Raw genomic sequence first — 16,795 nt, 5'->3', positions numbered from 1 at the left:
CCGAGGCTCACCCGCGGTGCGGTAGTGGGGGCCGCACGGCCTGCTGCCGCGCTCTGACGGCCGTGGCCCGATACCGAGGCGCCCGTCGTGGCAGAGTAACCCGCATGCTCATATCAACGCCTCGCCGCCGAAGACACCTCGCTGCCGCCTTACTGCTGGTGAGCGTCGCCCTGCCACTGACCGCCTGCGGCCAGCAGCGCGTCGCGGCCGGCGCCCCGGGAACGACCCCCAGTTCCACCCCCCGCTCCACCCCCGCTTCTCCCAGCCCGACTCCGAGCTCCACTCCCAGCCCGTCCGGTGCCGGTGCGTCCCCCTACGTGGAACCCGGAGCCCACGACGGAGCCCCGCACTACGGCGACAACAACGCCTACCGCCGCTCCGGCGAAATGTCCCCTGCCAGCGGGAAGGACGCCCAGCGGGAAGCCGACCGCATCGAGCCCGTACTCAAACGACTCTGGAAGCAGCGGAAGTGGGACCCCAAGAGCGTCCGCACGGCCCTGCTCGCCCTCGGGTACGAGGAACTGCGCACCGGCCCCAAGGGGGAGCAACTCGGCGGGAAGCTCGAAGTGCGGGGCATGAACGCCCGCTTCGAGGGCGACCATTACGTCACCCCCGAAGGCGCCCGGATCGGCCTCCACGTCCACAAGGACGCCTGCGTGACCGCGTTCGTGCAGAAGACCAACTATCAGGTCCAGGTCAACGGGCCCTACATGGAGACGGGCTGTTTCGAACCGCCCTACGGCCACTGACCCACGCCCTGGGCGCGCCGACTCGTCGGACCGCCGGCTCCGGGGACGTGGACGACACGTGCCCGGTTGCCGTCGCCCGGGTGGGGCGGGTGCTACGACGGTGCCATGGACGAAGGCGAGCGGCGACGCTTCATCCCGCCCGAGGCGGACCAGGTGCCGAAGGGCAGGATGCTGGCCCTCGCCGACGGCGTGATGGCCATCGCCATGACCCTGCTCGTACTGGACATCAAGCTGCTCGGTGGGGATCGCCTGGGTCTCGCCGTTGGCTGCGATCTGCAGCTGACGCACGTATCGCAGGACGCATCTGGTCTGAGCCGGCGCACCGCGCTCACCGGGCTCGTCGGCGGAGCCGGGATCGCACTGACCGCCGGTTGCGTGCCCATGGACAGCAGCTCCGCACAAGGCCCCACCGAAGGGCCTTCGGCGTCGGCCGCCGGTGCCGCGCCCGGGGCCATGACGCTCTTGGAGAACCCGGCGTACAACTTCAGTGCCCTTCTGGCGCTCGGCGGGGCCGGGTTCAGCACAAGCGAGGTGGGCGAGGTGCTCACCGCCGTCAACACGATCCACAAGGCCGGACTGTCCGCGCAGACGTACGTCGAGACCTTCAAGAAGCTCGGCGACCAGCTGATGCGGGCTCCCGAGGGCAGCAGGCCCGACCGGCAGACGCGGCGCTTCCGTGCGCTGCGGGCCGCGCAGTACTACGCCCAGGCGCTGTTCTTCGTGCTCGGCTCCGACGCCCCGGCGGCGAGGAGCGGCTCTACAGGGACGGGCGCGGCGCCTGGGACACGTTCTGCGGGCTGTGCGACCCGGCGCCGGTGACGGCGAACGTTCCGTACGGCGCGACCCCGCTGCCGGTGTGGTTCTTCCGCCCGGACGACTCCGGCACCCGGCGCCCCACCGTGATCCTCACGAACGGCAGCGACGGCCAGAATGTCGATATGTGGACCTACGGCGTCTCGGCGGCCCTGGAGCGCGGCTGGAACGCCTTGGTGTACGACGGACCGGGCCAGGGGCAGCTGCTCTTCGTGAACCGGGTGGTCTTCACACCGCGCTGGGAGACGGTGGTCACACCACTCGTCGACTGGCTGATCGCCCGCTCCGACGTGGACGGTGCCCGGATCGCCCTGACCGGGCTGAGTATGGGCGGCGACCTGGCCCCGAGGGCCGCGGCCTTCGAGAAGCGGATCGCCGCCCTGGTGGCGATGCCGGGGTGCCTGGAACCCTGGCCGGGTTTCCCGCCGGAGGTCCGCAAGATCCTCACCCCGAGCAAGGCGGAGACCAACGACATCTGGAACAAGGAGGTCGCCCCCGAGCTGCCCGCGGCCGATGCCGCGACGCTGAAGAGGCGACGTCGTCTTCGACTGGCTCCAGGAGACGCTGCCGGGGCGCTGACCACAGACAGCCGACGGCGAGATCCGCCGGCACCGGACCATCAAGCGCTGACGTCGTCGATCCAGCACGCCGATCGGACCACCGAAGACGGCCCTTCAGGTGATTTCCGGACTTCGCACGAGCCGGGCGGCCGTCGCAGGGGTACGGCGATCCAGCAATCACGACCCGCGCACCCGCACGAGGAGATTCGCCCATGTACGCAGCAGTCCGACGGTACGAAGGGGTCACCGATCCAGCCGAGGCGGGACGCCGCGTCAACGAGGGGTTCGTACCGCTCATGCGCGAAGCCCCCGGCTTTGTGGCCTACTACTGGATCGACGCCGGGAACGGAGTCATGGTCTCGACCAGCGTCTTCCGCGACCAGGCCGGCGCCGAGGAATCGGTCTCCAGAGCGGTCGGCTTCGTACGGGACCAGCTCGCGTCACTGCTCCCCAACCCGCCCCAGGTCACGACCGGGGAGGTCGTGGCCTCCGCGTGACGGCCTTCGAGCCGGCCGGAGAAGAACGCCTCGGCAATGCCTCGCCCGGGGTGAGGCCATATCCCCCGTGCCAAGGGCTGTCTCGTCATTCGTGATCGGGTGCTGCGTCGACCTGGTGATGCTTCCGCGACGGGCCGTCTCCTCCCACCTCTCCGTCATCTCCTCGCGGCCGAAGAACAGTTCCGCCTCGCCGGGCTCGTAGCGTGCCAATCCGCGGTACGGCGGCTCCCTGAAGATCAGTTCACCAGGCCCGCAAACAGCGGGCCGTTCCGAGGGACGACCCACGACGAATTGATTCCCGCAGGTCAGACGGGGTGCGAATCAACTCCCCGGCCCGTGAACTAGAGGACGTCGGGCCGCCCGGACAGCCGGCCGGGCAGCCGACGGCACAGCCAGCCGAAGCACCATCCACGACCTGGGGGACTCCTTTGCCAGTCCGACGCACTGCCACAGCTGTCGCCACCGCCGCCCTGCTGGGCCTGGGCGGCCTGGCGGACACGGCGCACGCCGCCTCCGCGCCTACCGCTTCCACCTCCACGGCTGCGGCACGGCACGCCGGAGAGGCCCACCGTCAGGGGTGGGCCACCTACGTCAAGAACGCCAAGAACGTGGCCGACGCCGGTGTGCCGAAGCCGAGCAGGACGGTTCGCTGCACCTTCGTCTACTCCGAGGGAGGCAGGAAGACGCACGGCAAGGTGTGTTTCGATCCGAACGGCGACAAGTTCTACGTCAAGGACATGCGGGCCGACGGCATGAGCATCTATATGCGCGTCATGTACGCGGGCAACCCGCAGACCGTCTTCGACTGCCGGGACTTCAAGGGCGGTGACGCGGGCTGGACGGCTTGCGAATTCTCCGGGGAGCTGAAGGAGAACCGGCGTATCAACTTCAACGCTCTGGCCTATAAGGGCAACACGCTGGAGCTTGAGGGCCTGACCGGGACCGCGCAGAACTGAATCACCGACGGGGCTGGACCACTTGGCGACTTCCCTCGCCACCGGCTCCGCTGGTTCCGATAGACGCCGACGCCGTCCGAGCTCCGGTCTCCATGGCCGTGGCGGTACGTCGGTGACCTCACGCCCCGGACAGCTACCCACGGGGGAGGTAGCTGCCCGGGGCGCCAGGGAGCTGCGCAGCGACTGCGTCGGCGACGTCCGGATCCCGGCCGCGATCGCATACGAGTGAACTCATCGCCAACACAGGTGTGCACTCCGTGCTAACGGCTCGCGAGCCGCCCTCCGCCATCATTGAGGCCGGTAGTTCGATTGTCTTCCTGTTAACCGGCCGAGGCGCCTTGAACGATGGCGACCCGCCCTGGAACGACCAGCCATATGTACTGAAGGAGATAACTCGCCGTGAGAATTACCCAGTTTGCGCGCACCACCCTTGTGACGGGGATGGCCCTGGTTGCCGCCGGTACCGCAACTACCGCTTATGCAGCACCGTCCACCTCGCAGAGCCGTGCTGTCGCCTCCGCGGTGGGCTGCCCAGGTGACGGCCGGATCGACATCAACTACACCTGTACTTCGCTCGGTAGCGGGGAGTTGTTCCACCGGAAGTACACCAATGACAAGGCGTCGACCTGGTACAAGAAGACCGACGGGGCGAGAATCAAGGCGCGCGTGGGCTACAGCGTCAATGGAACCAGCCACTGGAGTGGCTGGTTCAGTCAGAGCAGTGGAACGACCAAGAGCGGATCCTGGAGCAGGGTTTCGTACTGTTCCTCCTCTGTCGGTATGTTGCATGTAGAGGGGCAGCAGACTTTCCAGACGCCGCCGGCCGACTGCACCCACTGACACTTGCACCCTGGCCTCAAGGATGCGGTCCGACGGGCCAGGGCAACCCCTTCTGCTCTCTTTCAGTATTGGGACGCTGTCCTTCGTGTTTACTGCCATATTCAAAGGTCAGACAGACTTCATAGTCATCGCGTCCGCCGCTGTGGCCGCCATGGCTGCGATCTGCTTCCTTCTCGCCCGACGCACGGTGGGGAGACCGTGGTGCTTCGCGGCCCTCGGAGCATCCGTCGGTGCCGAGTTGGCTGTGACGCTCTGCCTGCCGAGCGGGGGAGAATCCCCGGCCGCGTCGAGCATATGCGTCATCAACCGCGATCTCGCCGAACCGTTTGCCACGCAACAGGGGCTGTGGAACCTCCTGCTCTTTCTTCCGATCGGCTTCTTTGGGCTGATGGCGCTGCGGACGCTTTTTCCCGTGTTGGTCGGTAGCGTGCTGCTGTCCTTGGCGACGGAGTTGCTGCAGACCCTGCTGCCCGGCGTCAGCCGGGGGTGTGACAGCAGCGACCTCCAGATGAACGCCCTCGGAGGTATCGTCGGCGCGTTGGCCTCGTGGGGGATCTTGCGCTTGAGCAAGCTCCGGGTCGCTCCGGCTCGGGCACATGCGCGGGGCAGCGCAATCGCCGCTGGGGTGGCCTTGCTCGTCGCCGGTGTTGTCTGCACGGCGTGGGTGACCTTGATGTCGGTGGATGCCACCGGATTGCAATTCACCGGAAGCGAGGAGAAGGCGGCGGCGAAGAGGGTCCTGCGCCAGGCGTTCGGTGACCGATACGCCATCAGCAATGTGCAGCTCCAGTCCGGGACGGAGGACGTCCCCGACACATTGCTCATCACCCTGGACCAGGGGTTTGCCGAACTCTCCTGGCCCGACGCCGACCAGCTCACGGTCAGCCTGGAGAACTCCAGCGAGATCACATCGGCGAGCTACCCGGTTCCCGGAGTCGGTAACGCGCCCACCGGCGAAAAAGACGCCCTGCGCATCGCCCGACGCTACGCCGAAGCCCACTTCCCCAAAGAACTGCGCGCGGCTGCATCGCAGGTCTACCCCGTCGGTGACAAGGCCGAACTCGGGTGGATGGTGAGCTGGAGACGGCGAGCCAGTTCAGGGGTCCTGATGCCCATGCGGCTGGACGTTCAGATCAACACAGCCGGCCGGGTGTCCCAACTTCTCGCTCGCACTGCGGAAGACCCCAGTGGACTCCCTCCCTTGAAGGTGAAGAAGGAACAGGCCGAGCAGGCGGCGCTCGGCACCTTGAAGCGCCCTGGACAGGAAAAGGGCATCCGCCCCGCTGACAGTGAACTGCTGGCCGTTCAGCGTGACGGCACGTGGCGGATCCAATGGCTTACCACCTTCGTCGGGGACGATCCTTCGTTGGGGATCCCGCCCGTCTATGTGGACGCCACGACCGGAAAGGTCGACTCCCGCGCCAGTCGGCAGGAGAAGCTGGACGACCCGGCGGAGGGCGATGTGGAGACCACGACCAACGACCCGTCGTGAGGAGCAAAACTCATGGCGCCGGTCCACTGGCCGCGCTCTCCGGAAGCTGCATTCCGGCGATCGTCCGATGCACCGGCCTCACCCACGCCCTCGGCGAGGTCCTGCGCCGACCTGCTGCCGAACGATCATTCGCAGGAAGTCGATACCCGCGAATGGCCAGAAATGATTGGCGCGTCACTCGGGCTGGAAAACATTACTGAAGCGTCGAGGCTAGACAGGCTGTGCCCGCCCGAATACAGTGCGTCCGGGGCCTGCGACAGCAGGAAAGAGGGGGGTAGAAAACATGTGGGTAGCTGCCGCCTTATCTTGCGCTTTGACGGACTTCCATTTTACGGGAAAGTAACTCATGGGGCTGGCAAGGTCGCGTAGTTCAGCCCAAAGGACTCCCGCCACTGACGCCGTAAGTGCGGAACTGGATACATCCCTCTAGCCCGGCACTCAGCGCCGCAAAGTCTGCCAACAACGGCGCTCGTTCAACTCGTCCGCGACACCTCCAGACGGAAGGAGAGGCCATCATGCCGTTATCGGCAGCTGACATCGAAAAGCTCGGAGACACTCCGATCACGATCGAGTCGACCCACTACCCGAACGTGTACCTGCGCATGGACGGGACCGGTGTGACCTCCTCCACCGACCCCGGCGGCGGCAAGGTCAACTGCCAATACGGCACCGGCCCCTGGACGACGTTCAAGGTCCGGCCGCAGGCCGATGGCTCATATGCGTTCGAGTCGATGGCCTTCCCGAATGTGTTCCTGCGCATGGATGGCACTGGGGTCCCCGCCAGCATGGCCGGCGGGGGAACGGTCAACTGTCAGTACGGTCTCGGCCCCTACGAGAAGTTCCGTGCTCGCGCCCAGGCCGACGGTTCGTTCTCCTTCGAGTCGGCGGCCTTCTCGAACATATTCCTGCGCATGGTCACCGGCAGTGGGGTGACCACCGCCACCGGCCCCGGCGGAACGGTGAACTGCCAGATCAAGGCCAACGGCGGCGGCGACGAGAAGTTCTTCCTCAACGTGGCCTAAGGGCCAGCCCTTAGCCTCCGCGTTTCACTTGCGGTGGCGTCCGGATCTTGAGCGGGAAAGTGAAAGTGCCTTCTGAATTGGGACGATAGGGCTTGTCGAAGGCTTCTGTCGTTCCAGTAGGAAGGCACTTTCTGCGTGCACACCACCGGGTCGCGCCCCAAGCTCGTCGTCTCCACCGACGGGCGCGGGGTGGGCAGCCATGCCGGGTCCCGTCTGCTGGCCGATCTCGACGATGCCACCAGCCGGACCGGCGCCTTCACCGATGCACTGCGTCGACTGCGGCCGCGTGGCACCGGACACGACCCGGGCCGGGTGGCGGTTGATCCGGCGGTGATGCCCGCCGACGGCGGCGAGGCGATCGCGGACCTGGCCCTGCTCCGCGGCCGGGCCGAAGTGTTCGGCCCAGTCGTGCGGCGCGAGCGCCCCCACATCCCGGCGCCCAGTTTTCCCTGTTCGACCTGGACGAAGGCATGCGCCACCAGGTCTTCCTCACCGACACTCCCTGCGACCAAGGCTCCCTGCAGTACCTGGAGACCCGCCACCGCGCGCACGCCCGCGTCGAGGACCGCATCCGCTGCGGCAAGGCCACCGGCTTCGGCCGCTTCCCCTCTCCCCCCTTCGCGCTCAACACGGCCTGGCCGGAGTTGGCCCTGACCGCCGTCGACCTGCTCGCCTGGCCCCAGACCCTGCTGCTGGAGGGTGAGTTGGCCACCGCCGAGCCCAAGAAGCTCCGCTACCGACTGCTGCACACAGCCGCCCGTCTCACCCGTGGAGGCCGCCGTCTGCACCTCTGCGGATCGCCGCCACCTGGCCCTGGCGGCAGGAACTGGTGAACGCATTCGCCTGCCTCAGCGCTCTACCCAGGCCGGCAACCTGACCAACGACACCCGACCTGCCCACCCACGACCCGAGGAACCCTGGAGCACCCGACCCCAGCGTCGGACCACGGCCATGCCCGCTCAACGACAAGCGGCCACCGACCACGGCCCGCTGCAATCAGTCCAGCTCAGCCCCCCAACTGAAACAGGGAGGCTACTGAACTTGATTGGGTGATGTCGGTGCCGTTCGCCCGACAGCTGGGGGTCGGCACCGGTAGCCCTGTGGCTGTGAGGTACGCGCAGGGCGCGGGCTGACCGACGCCGAGAGAACCACGCGGGAGCGGTTACGGCGCCAGGCCGTGGAGCGTTTCGAGGCTGGGCAGAAGAACGCGGAGATTGCCGCTGCCTTGCGGATGAGCGTGCGGTCGGTCGAGCGGTGGCGCCGGGCCTGGCGCGAGAGCGGAGAAGCAGGGGTCCTGTCGAAGGGGTCGCCGGGAAGACCTCGACTCAACGATGCCCAGATTGCCAGGCTGGAGCGGGAGTTGGAGCGCGTGGTCCACTGGCTCACGGCTGGGCGGACCAGCGGTGGACCCTGGCACGGATCAAGACGCTGATAGGCCGGCTGTTCCATGTCTCGTACACATGCCCCGGACCTCAACCCGACCGAGGGCGTCTGGTCGCTGGTCAAGCGTGACATCGGCAACCTCGCCGCGTCCGACCTCGGCCAGATCACCCGCGCCGTGAAGCGCAAACTGAAGATGCTGCAGTACCGACCGGAGGTCATCGACGGCTGCCTCGCCGGCACCGACCTGCCCCTGGACCTGTGAGCGTCGGGTCGACGGACCCGAAATTGGTCGAAGCCCAAAGCCGCTGGTCAGCTACGGTGGCGGCATGACTGACAGCCTGCCCGCGGACGTAGCCGACGTGCTTGACCTCGTCCTGAACCCGGACGAGCCCGCTCACGTCGCCCTCCGACGGCAGGTGCCCCAACTCAGGGTGCAATCCCGTTGTAAGTGCGGGTGCGGCACTGCCTACTTCGAACTCGACACCGACGCGGTGGAGCCCGCGCCAACGGGCCCCGGCACCGTCGTGGCTGCCGACGTACCGCTGTTCACCGAAACCGGCGAGTGCCCTGGCGAGGTCCTGGTCTTCGCGCAAGGCGGCTACCTCTCATGGCTGGAGGTCTGCTCTTGGAGCGATGACGTCGAGGTGAATCTCGCCGCAGCGCGGCGCTGGCTGCAGCCACCGTCCTGAACCCGAGCCGGCAACATCCGGCGGTCTCGCACCCTGACGCCACGACGAGCCGACCGACATCACGAGTTCAAGTTCAGTAGTGCGTTGCGATTCAAGTGCAGCGAGCGTATGTGAGAGCGAACAGAAAGTACGGCGTGTCTTCGCGAATACCTGGAATACCCGGAATATCTGCAACACCTGGAATACTTGCAGTAGCTGACATACCTGCCATGCCGCGCCGTTTCCGAAGTGCGGTGGCTGTGGCACTCCTTGTCGGTACAGCCGGCGCCGCCCTCGGGGCGGCCGCACCGGCGAGTGCGTCCTCGACAGGCGCGGCCGGTCGGTCACTTCCCCAGGTCGTCTGTACTTCCGCCAAGCCTGGTCTCGCCGACCGGCTTACCAAGGACATCAGGGCGGCGATATCGGCCACCGGGGCAAAGGGCCACACCTCAGTCGCCCTGTACGACCGCACCACCGGAACGCAGTGCACGTATGACGCGAACCGGCAGTACGACTCAGCGAGCGTCGTCAAGGCAATTGTCCTGGGTACGCTGCTGCGGCAGGCACAGGACGAGAATCGCGAACTGACCTCAACCCAGCGCGCGCTCGCCACGAAAATGATCACGCGATCGGACAACGACGCCACCACCGCACTGTGGAAACAGCTCGGACTCGGCCGGATCAAGGAGTTCCTGCGACTGGCGGGCATGAAACACACCGCCCCCGACGAAAAGGGCTACTGGGGCCTCACCCAGGTCAATGCGACTGACCAGCTCACCCTGATGAAGCTGTTCACGTCCAACAACGCCGTCCTCGACAAGCAGGCGCGTGCCATCGCGCTGGATCTGATGAGCCGGGTGATCCCGTCCCAACGGTGGGGCGTGTCCGCCGGCGCGCCGAGCGGGGTGACGGTCCATCTCAAGAACGGATGGCTGCAACGCACCGGCGGTGGATGGCGGGTGCACAGCATCGGCGCGTTCACCGGAAAGGGACACGACTACGGACTCGCCATACTCACCGCCGACCACGGAAGCATGCCGGCCGGCGTGAAGGCGATCGAGGGTGTCGCTCGCAAGGTGCACGCCGACCTCAACGGCGGTGCCACCCCTTCAAGCCCGATCACCCGCAGCCAGAATGTGCCGACTGCCTCTGATGGCTCGCTGGTCCCCGTGCACGGTCACTGACTGATGCTCGCTGCCCCGGGCCCACCGGGGTGGCGGCGTCGGGTGAGTGCGCATCCTGGAATTCGGTCGCCATGCGTCTATCCGGGCGTGTTCGGGCGTACGCCGCGGCGCGGAGGCTGCCGCCGGCCGCCGTGTGCGGATGATGGGCCTCATGGCGGTTCAGAACTTCGATATGCCCTTGGCAGACACCGAGACGGAGGTGCTGATCGTCGGCGGTGGGCCCGTCGGGCTCACCGCCCGAGCGCTCCTGGAACGCTGGGGCGTGCGGGTGCTGCTGGTCGAGAAGCATCGGCAGTTGTCACCCTTTCCACGGTCCCGGCTGGTCAATGTGCGCTCTATGGAGATCTTTCGCCAGCTCGGGCTGGCCGCCAGGATCACGGCGGCCGCGTTCGCGCCGGAGTACGGCCGGATCCGCTTTCGCGACACCCTGTACGACCGCGACTTCGCCACGGCGGCGATGGTCGGGATCAATGCGCCGGTACCCGAGAGCCCCGTGCTCGGTGTGGTCACCTCGCAGGACCGATTGGAACCCACCCTGCTCGCCGCAGTGGACGAAGCGGACGCACCGGTGCGGTTCGGGGTCGAGCTGATCGGCCTGGCGGAGGAGACCGACGGCGTCGTGGCCCAGCTCGTCGACCGTGGCAACGGTGACGCAACCCGGGTCCGTGCCCGCTATTTGCTCGCCGCTGACGGTGCGAACTCCACCGTCCGCCACTTACTGGGAATCGACACCATGGGCCCCGGGGCGTTGGGGGGTGTCACAACCGTCGTGTTCGACGCCGATCTCCACCGCTGGTGCGCCCGCCAGCCGGCCGGGGTCTACTTCACCGCGCACGGCTCCTTCCTCCCGCTCTACCCGGAAGGAGGCTGGGCCTGGTTCGCCCCCACACCCGAAGACCCGGCGCACGCCGACTGGCCCGGTCTCGTCTCGCGCGCCCTCGGGCCCGGCGCCGAGGTACGGGCCGAGGTGCTGCGGGTCCAGCACTGGGTGATGAACGCGTTCGTCGCCGAACGCTTCCGCCAGAGCCGGATCCTGCTGGCCGGCGATGCCGCGCATGCGATCCCGATCATCGGCGGGCTGGGCATGAACGCCGGCGTCGCCGATGCGCACAACCTGTGCTGGAAACTGGCGGGCGTTCTCCACGGGTGGGCTGGACCAAGCCTGTTGGAGACCTTCGAGGCGGAACGACAGCCGGTCGCCGACAGGACTCTCCGCCAAGCGGTGGCCAACACCCAGCTCCTGCTCCAGGTGCAGAACCGGCGCCGCGATCAGCTCCGAAGCGGCGTAGCGGCGCCGACTCAGGTCGAACTGCCTTGGTCGGAAGAGTATTTCGCCCAGCTCGGTCTCGTACTCGGCGTCGCCTACCACTCCGACGCCGTCCTCAACGACGACGCTGTTCTCAATGATGATGGCATCCTCAACGACGACGGCACCCCACCCGGGCCGTCCGACAGCGGTACGGACTACGTCCCCACCACAGAGCCGGGCCATCGCATGCCGCACCTGTGGCTCAGGCCCAACAGCTCCTCGCTCGACACCTTCGGCGAGCGGTTCACCCTGCTGACGCCTGACCCCGTCCAGTGGGAGCGACAGGCCATCACGACCACACCGTGGCCGCTGCGCATCGAGACCCTTCCGCGCGAGCACATCGACTTCTGCGGACTCCGCCCGCACGGAGCACTGCTCGTCCGACCCGACGGTCACATCGGCGCCCGCTGGCGCGACCGCCCAGCGAGCGGTGCTGCCCTTCGCCGCGCGCTCACCGCCATCACCGGCTCGACGCCGCCCTGATCGCCCAGCGGCCGCTGCCCCGGGTAATGGGAGCAGAACGGGAGACGATCATGGAGATCGTCTCCCGAAACCCGCCAGGATCTGCGCGGAAGTGCTACATCGCAGCAGCTCGACGCCGCAGTGGATGAGCCGTCCTCAGCCCGCCGTCTCGCCCGCGTTCGGCGCCAGTACGCCCGCCGCGACCAGGGCGAACAGGGCTATGCCCAGGAGGATGCGGTAGACGACGAAGGGCATGAAGGACTTGTTGGAGATGAACTTCATGAACCAGGCGATCACCGCGTAGCCGACCACGAAGGCGATGATCGTGGCGAAGATGGTGGGGCCCCAGGAGACATGGCCCTCGCCCGCGTCCTTGAGCTCGAAGACGCCGGAGGCCAGTACGGCGGGAATGGCGAGCAGGAAGGAGTAGCGGGCCGCGGACTCGCGGGTGTACCCCATCAGCAGACCGCCGCTGATGGTCGCGCCGGAGCGGGAGACGCCGGGGATCAGTGCCATGGCCTGGCAGACGCCGTACAGCAGACCGTCCTTGACGCTGAGGTCGGTGAGGGTCTTGCGCTGTTTGACGGCGCGGTGCTTGCCCCCGGTCTCGTCGCGGGCGGCCAGGCGGTCGGCGATTCCGAGTACGACGCCCATCACGATCAGGGTGGTCGCGATCAGCCGCAGATCACGGAACGGGCCCTCGATGGCGTCCTTGAGTGTGATGCCCAGCACGCCGATCGGGATCGAGCCGACGATGACCAGCCAGCCCATCTGGGCGTCGTGGTGGTGTCGCAGCTCACGGTTGAACAGTGAGCGGCACCACGTCGAGATGATCCGCCCGATGTCCTTGCGGAAGTAGATGATGACGGCCGCCTCGGTGCCGATCTGCGTGATCGCGGTGAAGGCCGCACCGGGGTCCTGCCAGCCGGCGAACGCCGCGGTCAGGCGGAGATGCGCACTGGAGGAGATGGGCAGAAACTCGGTCAACCCTTGGACGAGCCCGAGAACGAAAGATTCAAACCAAGTCATGGAATTACGCGATCCAAGGGTGATCGAGCGCTTACCTGCGCGAGCGGGGACAGCGGACGCCGGCGGGGGACATGGGTCATTGCCGACCCGACCGGGGAAGCGTAACGTCCGAAGATGTCCGGGTGACCAAGGGGTCCTGTACGAACCGTGCTCGCCCGCTGTGGCAGGAGTCACAGCGCGCGAGTTGGGGTGCGCCCTGCCCTATGAGGGGCGCGATCGATCCCGGTCAGTTCCGGGTCTGGTCTGCTCCCGCGCTCGCTCGCGTTTCCCCTCCCGTGCCCACTTCGTTTCCCGCTTCTGCTTCCCCTTCCGCCTTCGGCTCGTCTCCGCGCAGCGACTTGCGTTTGCACCAGGCCACCACCAGCGCGGCCAGCCCGCTGAGGACGATGAAGGCCATGGAGAGGACGAAGGCCGGCGAAGTGGGGGTCGAGGCCCGGGCGCCCGCGATCACATACGCCGTGGTGTTGGGGATGCTCCCGAGCGCCGTCGCGAACAGATAGGGGAACCATCTGACACGGGAGACCGCGGCGCAGTAGTTCGTGGCGCAGAACGGCAGACCGGGGAAGAGCCGGAGCATCAGCGTCGAGCGGAACCCGTGCTCGCTCAACTGCCGGTCGGCGGCGGTCAGCCAGCGGGTCCGCAGCAACGGGCGCAGCGCGTCCTGGCCGAGCAGTCGGCCGAGCCCGAAGGTGAGTGCCGCGCCCAGCACCGTGCCGGTGAGAGCGGCCAGCGACCCCGCCGCGCCGCCGAAGAGCATGCCCGCGCCGAAGCTGAGGACCGAGCGTGGGACGAAGGCGCTGGCGCACACGCCGTACGCCAGCACGAAGGCCATCAAGGCCGTCGGGCCGGACAGCTGCGAGAGCCAGCCGCCGATCAGCAGCCGCTGCGGATGCCACATCAGCATCGCCGTCGCGGCGCAGGCCAGCAGGGTGAGCAGCAGGCCCAGCCGGGCCCAGGGGGAGAACAGCACACGCGTGCAGCGCGCGGCGAGGCCGTCGGGCGTTGCGGCGGGGTCGAGCATCCCGGGAGCGTAACCGACCCGGCTGTCGGGGAAGCGGCATCCTGCCCGTACGGTCCCGAAATGGGGCTTCCCGGCCGAGTGGCCTGGGGGCGCATCTTCCCGGCCGAGTGCCCCGGGAGGGTGCATGGCGTCATGCCCCTGCCAGGCGCGGGCGTGGTGTCACGCCCCTGCCGGGCACGTGCCCGCGCTTCGGGTACCCGCAACGGCGAGCCCCGCCGCCATAAATCGTTCGACGCGGGGACCGCCGCCCGGCAGGATGTGACGCATGTTCCGGTACGCCTTCCTCTCGCTGTCGTCCGCAGTCGCGGACGCGCCGAAGGCTGCCGCCGATTTCCTCGCGGCCCTCGCCGCGGCCACTGACGGCGCACGAAGCTGACCCTCTCCGGATCGTCCGGCGGACCCCGCAGGGGGAGGGTCGGCCGGGCCCAGGGGTCCCCACGGCGCCAACACGCCGTTCTCACCGCATCGTTGCGAGGAAGAACACCATGCCGAAGACGGCATACGTACGCACCAAGCCGCATCTGAACATCGGCACCATGGGCCACGTCGACCACGGCAAGACCACCCTGACCGCGGCCATCACCAAAGTGCTCAGCGACCGGGGCAGCGGCACCTTCGTGCCGTTCGACCGGATCGACCGGGCCCCGGAGGAGGCCGCCCGCGGTATCACCATCAACATCTCGCACGTCGAGTACGAGACCGACACCCGCCACTACGCCCATGTCGACATGCCCGGCCACGCCGACTTCATCAAGAACATGGTCACCGGCGCGGCCCAGCTCGACGGCGCGATCCTCGTCGTCTCCGCGCTCGACGGCGTCATGCCGCAGACCGCCGAGCATGTGCTGCTCGCCAAGCAGGTGGGCGTACGGCACATCGTCGTCGCCCTCAACAAGGCCGACGCCGGCGACCCGGAGCTGACCGACCTGGTCGAGCTGGAGGTGCGCGAGTTGCTGAGCGCCCACGGCTACGACGGGGAGCACGTGCCCGTCGTACGGGTCTCGGGGCTGCGCGCCCTGGAGGGCGACCCGCGCTGGACGGAGGCGATCGAGGCGCTGCTCGACGCGGTGGACACCTACGTCCCGATGCCCGGGCGCCACATCGACGCGCCGTTCCTGCTGCCGGTGGAGAACGTGCTGACCATCACCGGGCGCGGCACCGTGGTCACCGGGGCCGTCGAGCGGGGCACGGTGCGGATCGGCGACCGGGTGGCGGTGCTCGGCGCGGAGGCCGAGACGACCGTCACCGGGATCGAGACGTTCGGCAAGCCCATGGAGTCCGCGCAGGCCGGGGACAACGTCGCGCTGCTGCTGCGCGGTCTGCACCGGGACCAGGTGCGCCGCGGGCATGTGGTCGCCGCGCCCGGGAGCGTCACACCTCGGCGCCGTTTCACCGCCGAGGTGTATGTGCTCTCCACCGAGGAGGGCGGCCGCCGGACACCGGTGTCCAGCGGCTACCGGCCGCAGTTCTACATCCGTACCGCGGACGTGGTCGGCGACCTCGACCTCGGCGAGCGAGGCGTCGCCCGCCCCGGTGAGACGGTGACGGTATCGGTCGAACTGGGCCGGGACGTGCCGCTGGAGGCCGGCCTCGGCTTCGCCGTCCGCGAGGGCGGCCGGACGGTCGGCGCCGGCACGGTGCGCACCGTGGAGGAGTGAGCACCGCCTGCTGGGCGGCCGCGCCCCGTACCTTCCAGGTGCGGGGCGCGGCCCTGTGCTGTCGCACGGGCGCGAGGGGTGCGACACTGCTCGCCCGGCACGGGCCGTCGGATGACGGGCCGCGGACGGACGAACGACCGGACGACTGGATGGGCCGGACGACTGGATGGGCCGGACGACTGGACGACCGGTGGGTGCGTCGGACGGACGTCGCGTGGCGGTCGCATCGGTCGGAGCGGGCATGGCTCGACGAGGAAAGGACCTCTGATGGCGGGTACGGCGCTGGTCCTGGGCGGTGGAGGGCTCACCGGTATCGGCTGGGAGGTCGGCGTGCTCGCCGGTCTCGCGGCCGAGGGCATCGATCTCACCGATGCCGATGTCGTCATCGGAACCTCCGCCGGATCGATCGTCGCCGCCCATCTCACCGCGGAGCAGCGCACCCTGGAGGAGCTGTACGAGCACCAGCTCGCCCTGCCCCGGGGCGGGTCCGCCGCCCGGATGGGCCCGGCCGCGCTGGCCCGGTTCGCGGCCATCGCGGTGCGCTCCCGGGACGCGGTCTCGTTCGGTGCCCGGATGGGCAAGCTGGCGCTCGCGGCCCGCACCGGCCCGGAGGCCGAGCAGCGCGCGGCGATCGCCAGGACCCTGGGCGGCCTGGCCGACTGGCCGGCCCGACGGCTGATGATCACGGCGGTGGACGCGGCGACGGGGCAGCGGACCGCCTTCGACGACACCAGCGGTGTGTCGCTGCTCGACGCGGTGGGCGCGAGCTGCGCGGTCCCCGGTGTCTATCCGCCGGTGACGATCGACGGCACCCGATGGATCGACGGCGGCGTGCACTCCAGCGCCAACGCGGATCTGGCCGCCGGATACTCCCGTGTGGTGGTCGTCGCGCCGATGGCGGTCAGTGGCGGGCCGATCGCCGGACCCCGGGCGCAGGGCGAGCGGCTGGCGCGACAGGGCGCCCGGGTGTGTGTGATCACCCCCGACCGCGCGTCCCGGTCGGCGTTCGGGCGCAATGTGCTCGATCCCGCCAAGCGGGCCGCCGCGGCGCGCGCCGGGCACCGGCAGTCGGCCGCCCATGTCGCCGAGATCCAACGGGTCTGGGCGGGCACGGACTGATCCCGCCCACCCGTCTGCCCATCCGTCCGGCCA

At 68.5% G+C, this 16,795-nt stretch carries 15 protein-coding genes and 2 pseudogenes; 14 read left to right on the top strand and 3 right to left on the bottom strand.

The window, feature by feature from the left end; all coding sequences use genetic code 11:
* Positions 1-317: 317 nt before the first annotated feature.
* Both ACZ4NB_RS36500 and ACZ4NB_RS36495 read left to right on the top strand, forming a co-directional pair.
* The gene (locus ACZ4NB_RS36500) at positions 318-749 is read left to right on the top strand and encodes a hypothetical protein (RefSeq protein WP_467667346.1); all 432 of its coding nucleotides are present in this window, start codon (positions 318-320) and stop codon (positions 747-749) included.
* 105 nt (positions 750-854) lie between these two features.
* Positions 855-1,568: a hypothetical protein gene (locus ACZ4NB_RS36495; protein WP_467667345.1), complete on the top strand. Its 714-nt coding sequence runs from the start codon at positions 855-857 to the stop codon at positions 1,566-1,568.
* A 127-nt stretch (positions 1,569-1,695) separates the two neighbouring features.
* Here ACZ4NB_RS36495 and ACZ4NB_RS36490 read toward each other — a convergent pair whose 3' ends face one another.
* Complete coding sequence (locus ACZ4NB_RS36490; protein WP_467667344.1) at positions 1,696-2,001, bottom strand: hypothetical protein; 306 nt, start codon at positions 1,999-2,001, stop codon at positions 1,696-1,698.
* Between the two features lie 333 nt (positions 2,002-2,334).
* Between ACZ4NB_RS36490 and ACZ4NB_RS36485 the strand changes: the two genes are divergently transcribed.
* The 10 genes and pseudogenes from ACZ4NB_RS36485 to ACZ4NB_RS36440 all read left to right on the top strand — a co-directional run bounded on the left by ACZ4NB_RS36485 (position 2,335) and on the right by ACZ4NB_RS36440 (position 11,956).
* Complete coding sequence (locus tag ACZ4NB_RS36485) at positions 2,335-2,619, top strand: hypothetical protein (RefSeq protein WP_467667343.1); 285 nt, start codon at positions 2,335-2,337, stop codon at positions 2,617-2,619.
* A 428-nt stretch (positions 2,620-3,047) separates the two neighbouring features.
* Positions 3,048-3,575: a hypothetical protein gene (locus ACZ4NB_RS36480; protein ID WP_467667342.1), complete on the top strand. Its 528-nt coding sequence runs from the start codon at positions 3,048-3,050 to the stop codon at positions 3,573-3,575.
* 399 nt (positions 3,576-3,974) lie between these two features.
* Positions 3,975-4,415 carry a hypothetical protein gene (locus ACZ4NB_RS36475; RefSeq protein WP_467667341.1) on the top strand — a complete coding sequence of 147 codons (441 nt, stop codon included), beginning with the start codon at positions 3,975-3,977 and terminating at the stop codon, positions 4,413-4,415.
* Positions 4,416-4,500: 85 nt separating this feature from the next.
* The gene (locus tag ACZ4NB_RS36470; RefSeq protein ID WP_467667340.1) at positions 4,501-5,907 is read left to right on the top strand and encodes a VanZ family protein; all 1,407 of its coding nucleotides are present in this window, start codon (positions 4,501-4,503) and stop codon (positions 5,905-5,907) included.
* Positions 5,908-6,422: 515 nt separating this feature from the next.
* The gene (locus ACZ4NB_RS36465) at positions 6,423-6,929 is read left to right on the top strand and encodes a fascin domain-containing protein (protein ID WP_467667339.1); all 507 of its coding nucleotides are present in this window, start codon (positions 6,423-6,425) and stop codon (positions 6,927-6,929) included.
* A gap of 416 nt (positions 6,930-7,345) precedes the next feature.
* A pseudogene (locus ACZ4NB_RS36460) lies at positions 7,346-7,806 on the top strand (transposase); the annotation flags it as partial.
* Positions 7,807-8,035: 229 nt separating this feature from the next.
* Positions 8,036-8,574: pseudogene (locus ACZ4NB_RS36455) on the top strand (helix-turn-helix domain-containing protein).
* Positions 8,575-8,638: 64 nt separating this feature from the next.
* Complete coding sequence (locus ACZ4NB_RS36450) at positions 8,639-9,001, top strand: hypothetical protein (RefSeq protein ID WP_467667338.1); 363 nt, start codon at positions 8,639-8,641, stop codon at positions 8,999-9,001.
* Positions 9,002-9,210: 209 nt separating this feature from the next.
* Entirely contained in the window at positions 9,211-10,164 is a 954-nt protein-coding gene (locus ACZ4NB_RS36445; protein WP_467667337.1) for a serine hydrolase, read from the top strand.
* Between the two features lie 151 nt (positions 10,165-10,315).
* Positions 10,316-11,956: an FAD-dependent monooxygenase gene (locus ACZ4NB_RS36440; RefSeq protein WP_467667336.1), complete on the top strand. Its 1,641-nt coding sequence runs from the start codon at positions 10,316-10,318 to the stop codon at positions 11,954-11,956.
* A 135-nt stretch (positions 11,957-12,091) separates the two neighbouring features.
* Here the strand turns inward: ACZ4NB_RS36440 and ACZ4NB_RS36435 are convergent, their stop codons facing one another.
* Positions 12,092-12,964: an undecaprenyl-diphosphate phosphatase gene (locus tag ACZ4NB_RS36435; protein WP_467667335.1), complete on the bottom strand. Its 873-nt coding sequence runs from the start codon at positions 12,962-12,964 to the stop codon at positions 12,092-12,094.
* Positions 12,965-13,190: 226 nt separating this feature from the next.
* Positions 13,191-13,985, bottom strand: a complete 795-nt coding sequence (locus tag ACZ4NB_RS36430; RefSeq protein ID WP_467667334.1) for a TVP38/TMEM64 family protein — start codon at positions 13,983-13,985, stop codon at positions 13,191-13,193.
* Between the two features lie 485 nt (positions 13,986-14,470).
* On the opposite strand from ACZ4NB_RS36430, the gene tuf reads away from it, so the two are divergent.
* Together tuf and ACZ4NB_RS36420 are read left to right on the top strand one after the other, a co-directional pair.
* Positions 14,471-15,643, top strand: coding sequence for an elongation factor Tu (gene tuf, locus ACZ4NB_RS36425; RefSeq protein WP_467667333.1), 1,173 nt, complete (start codon positions 14,471-14,473; stop codon positions 15,641-15,643).
* Positions 15,644-15,910: 267 nt separating this feature from the next.
* Positions 15,911-16,762, top strand: coding sequence for a patatin-like phospholipase family protein (locus ACZ4NB_RS36420; RefSeq protein ID WP_467667332.1), 852 nt, complete (start codon positions 15,911-15,913; stop codon positions 16,760-16,762).
* The last annotated feature ends 33 nt before the right edge of the window (positions 16,763-16,795 follow it).

Source organism: Streptomyces sp. NPDC026575, from assembly GCF_055567415.1.
Note: the sequence above shows the minus strand (reverse complement) of the source record. Positions and strands in the feature narration are given on the sequence as shown.

Coding starts and splice junctions, on each gene's coding strand:
- ACZ4NB_RS36495 (WP_467667345.1), top strand. CDS start 855: ATGGACGAAGGCGAGCGGCGACGCTTCATCCCGCCCGAGGCGGACCAG.
- ACZ4NB_RS36485 (WP_467667343.1), top strand. CDS start 2,335: ATGTACGCAGCAGTCCGACGGTACGAAGGGGTCACCGATCCAGCCGAG.
- ACZ4NB_RS36465 (WP_467667339.1), top strand. CDS start 6,423: ATGCCGTTATCGGCAGCTGACATCGAAAAGCTCGGAGACACTCCGATC.
- ACZ4NB_RS36450 (WP_467667338.1), top strand. CDS start 8,639: ATGACTGACAGCCTGCCCGCGGACGTAGCCGACGTGCTTGACCTCGTC.
- ACZ4NB_RS36445 (WP_467667337.1), top strand. CDS start 9,211: ATGCCGCGCCGTTTCCGAAGTGCGGTGGCTGTGGCACTCCTTGTCGGT.
- ACZ4NB_RS36440 (WP_467667336.1), top strand. CDS start 10,316: ATGGCGGTTCAGAACTTCGATATGCCCTTGGCAGACACCGAGACGGAG.
- ACZ4NB_RS36435 (WP_467667335.1), bottom strand. CDS start 12,964: ATGACTTGGTTTGAATCTTTCGTTCTCGGGCTCGTCCAAGGGTTGACC.
- ACZ4NB_RS36430 (WP_467667334.1), bottom strand. CDS start 13,985: ATGCTCGACCCCGCCGCAACGCCCGACGGCCTCGCCGCGCGCTGCACG.
- tuf (WP_467667333.1), top strand. CDS start 14,471: ATGCCGAAGACGGCATACGTACGCACCAAGCCGCATCTGAACATCGGC.
- ACZ4NB_RS36420 (WP_467667332.1), top strand. CDS start 15,911: ATGGCGGGTACGGCGCTGGTCCTGGGCGGTGGAGGGCTCACCGGTATC.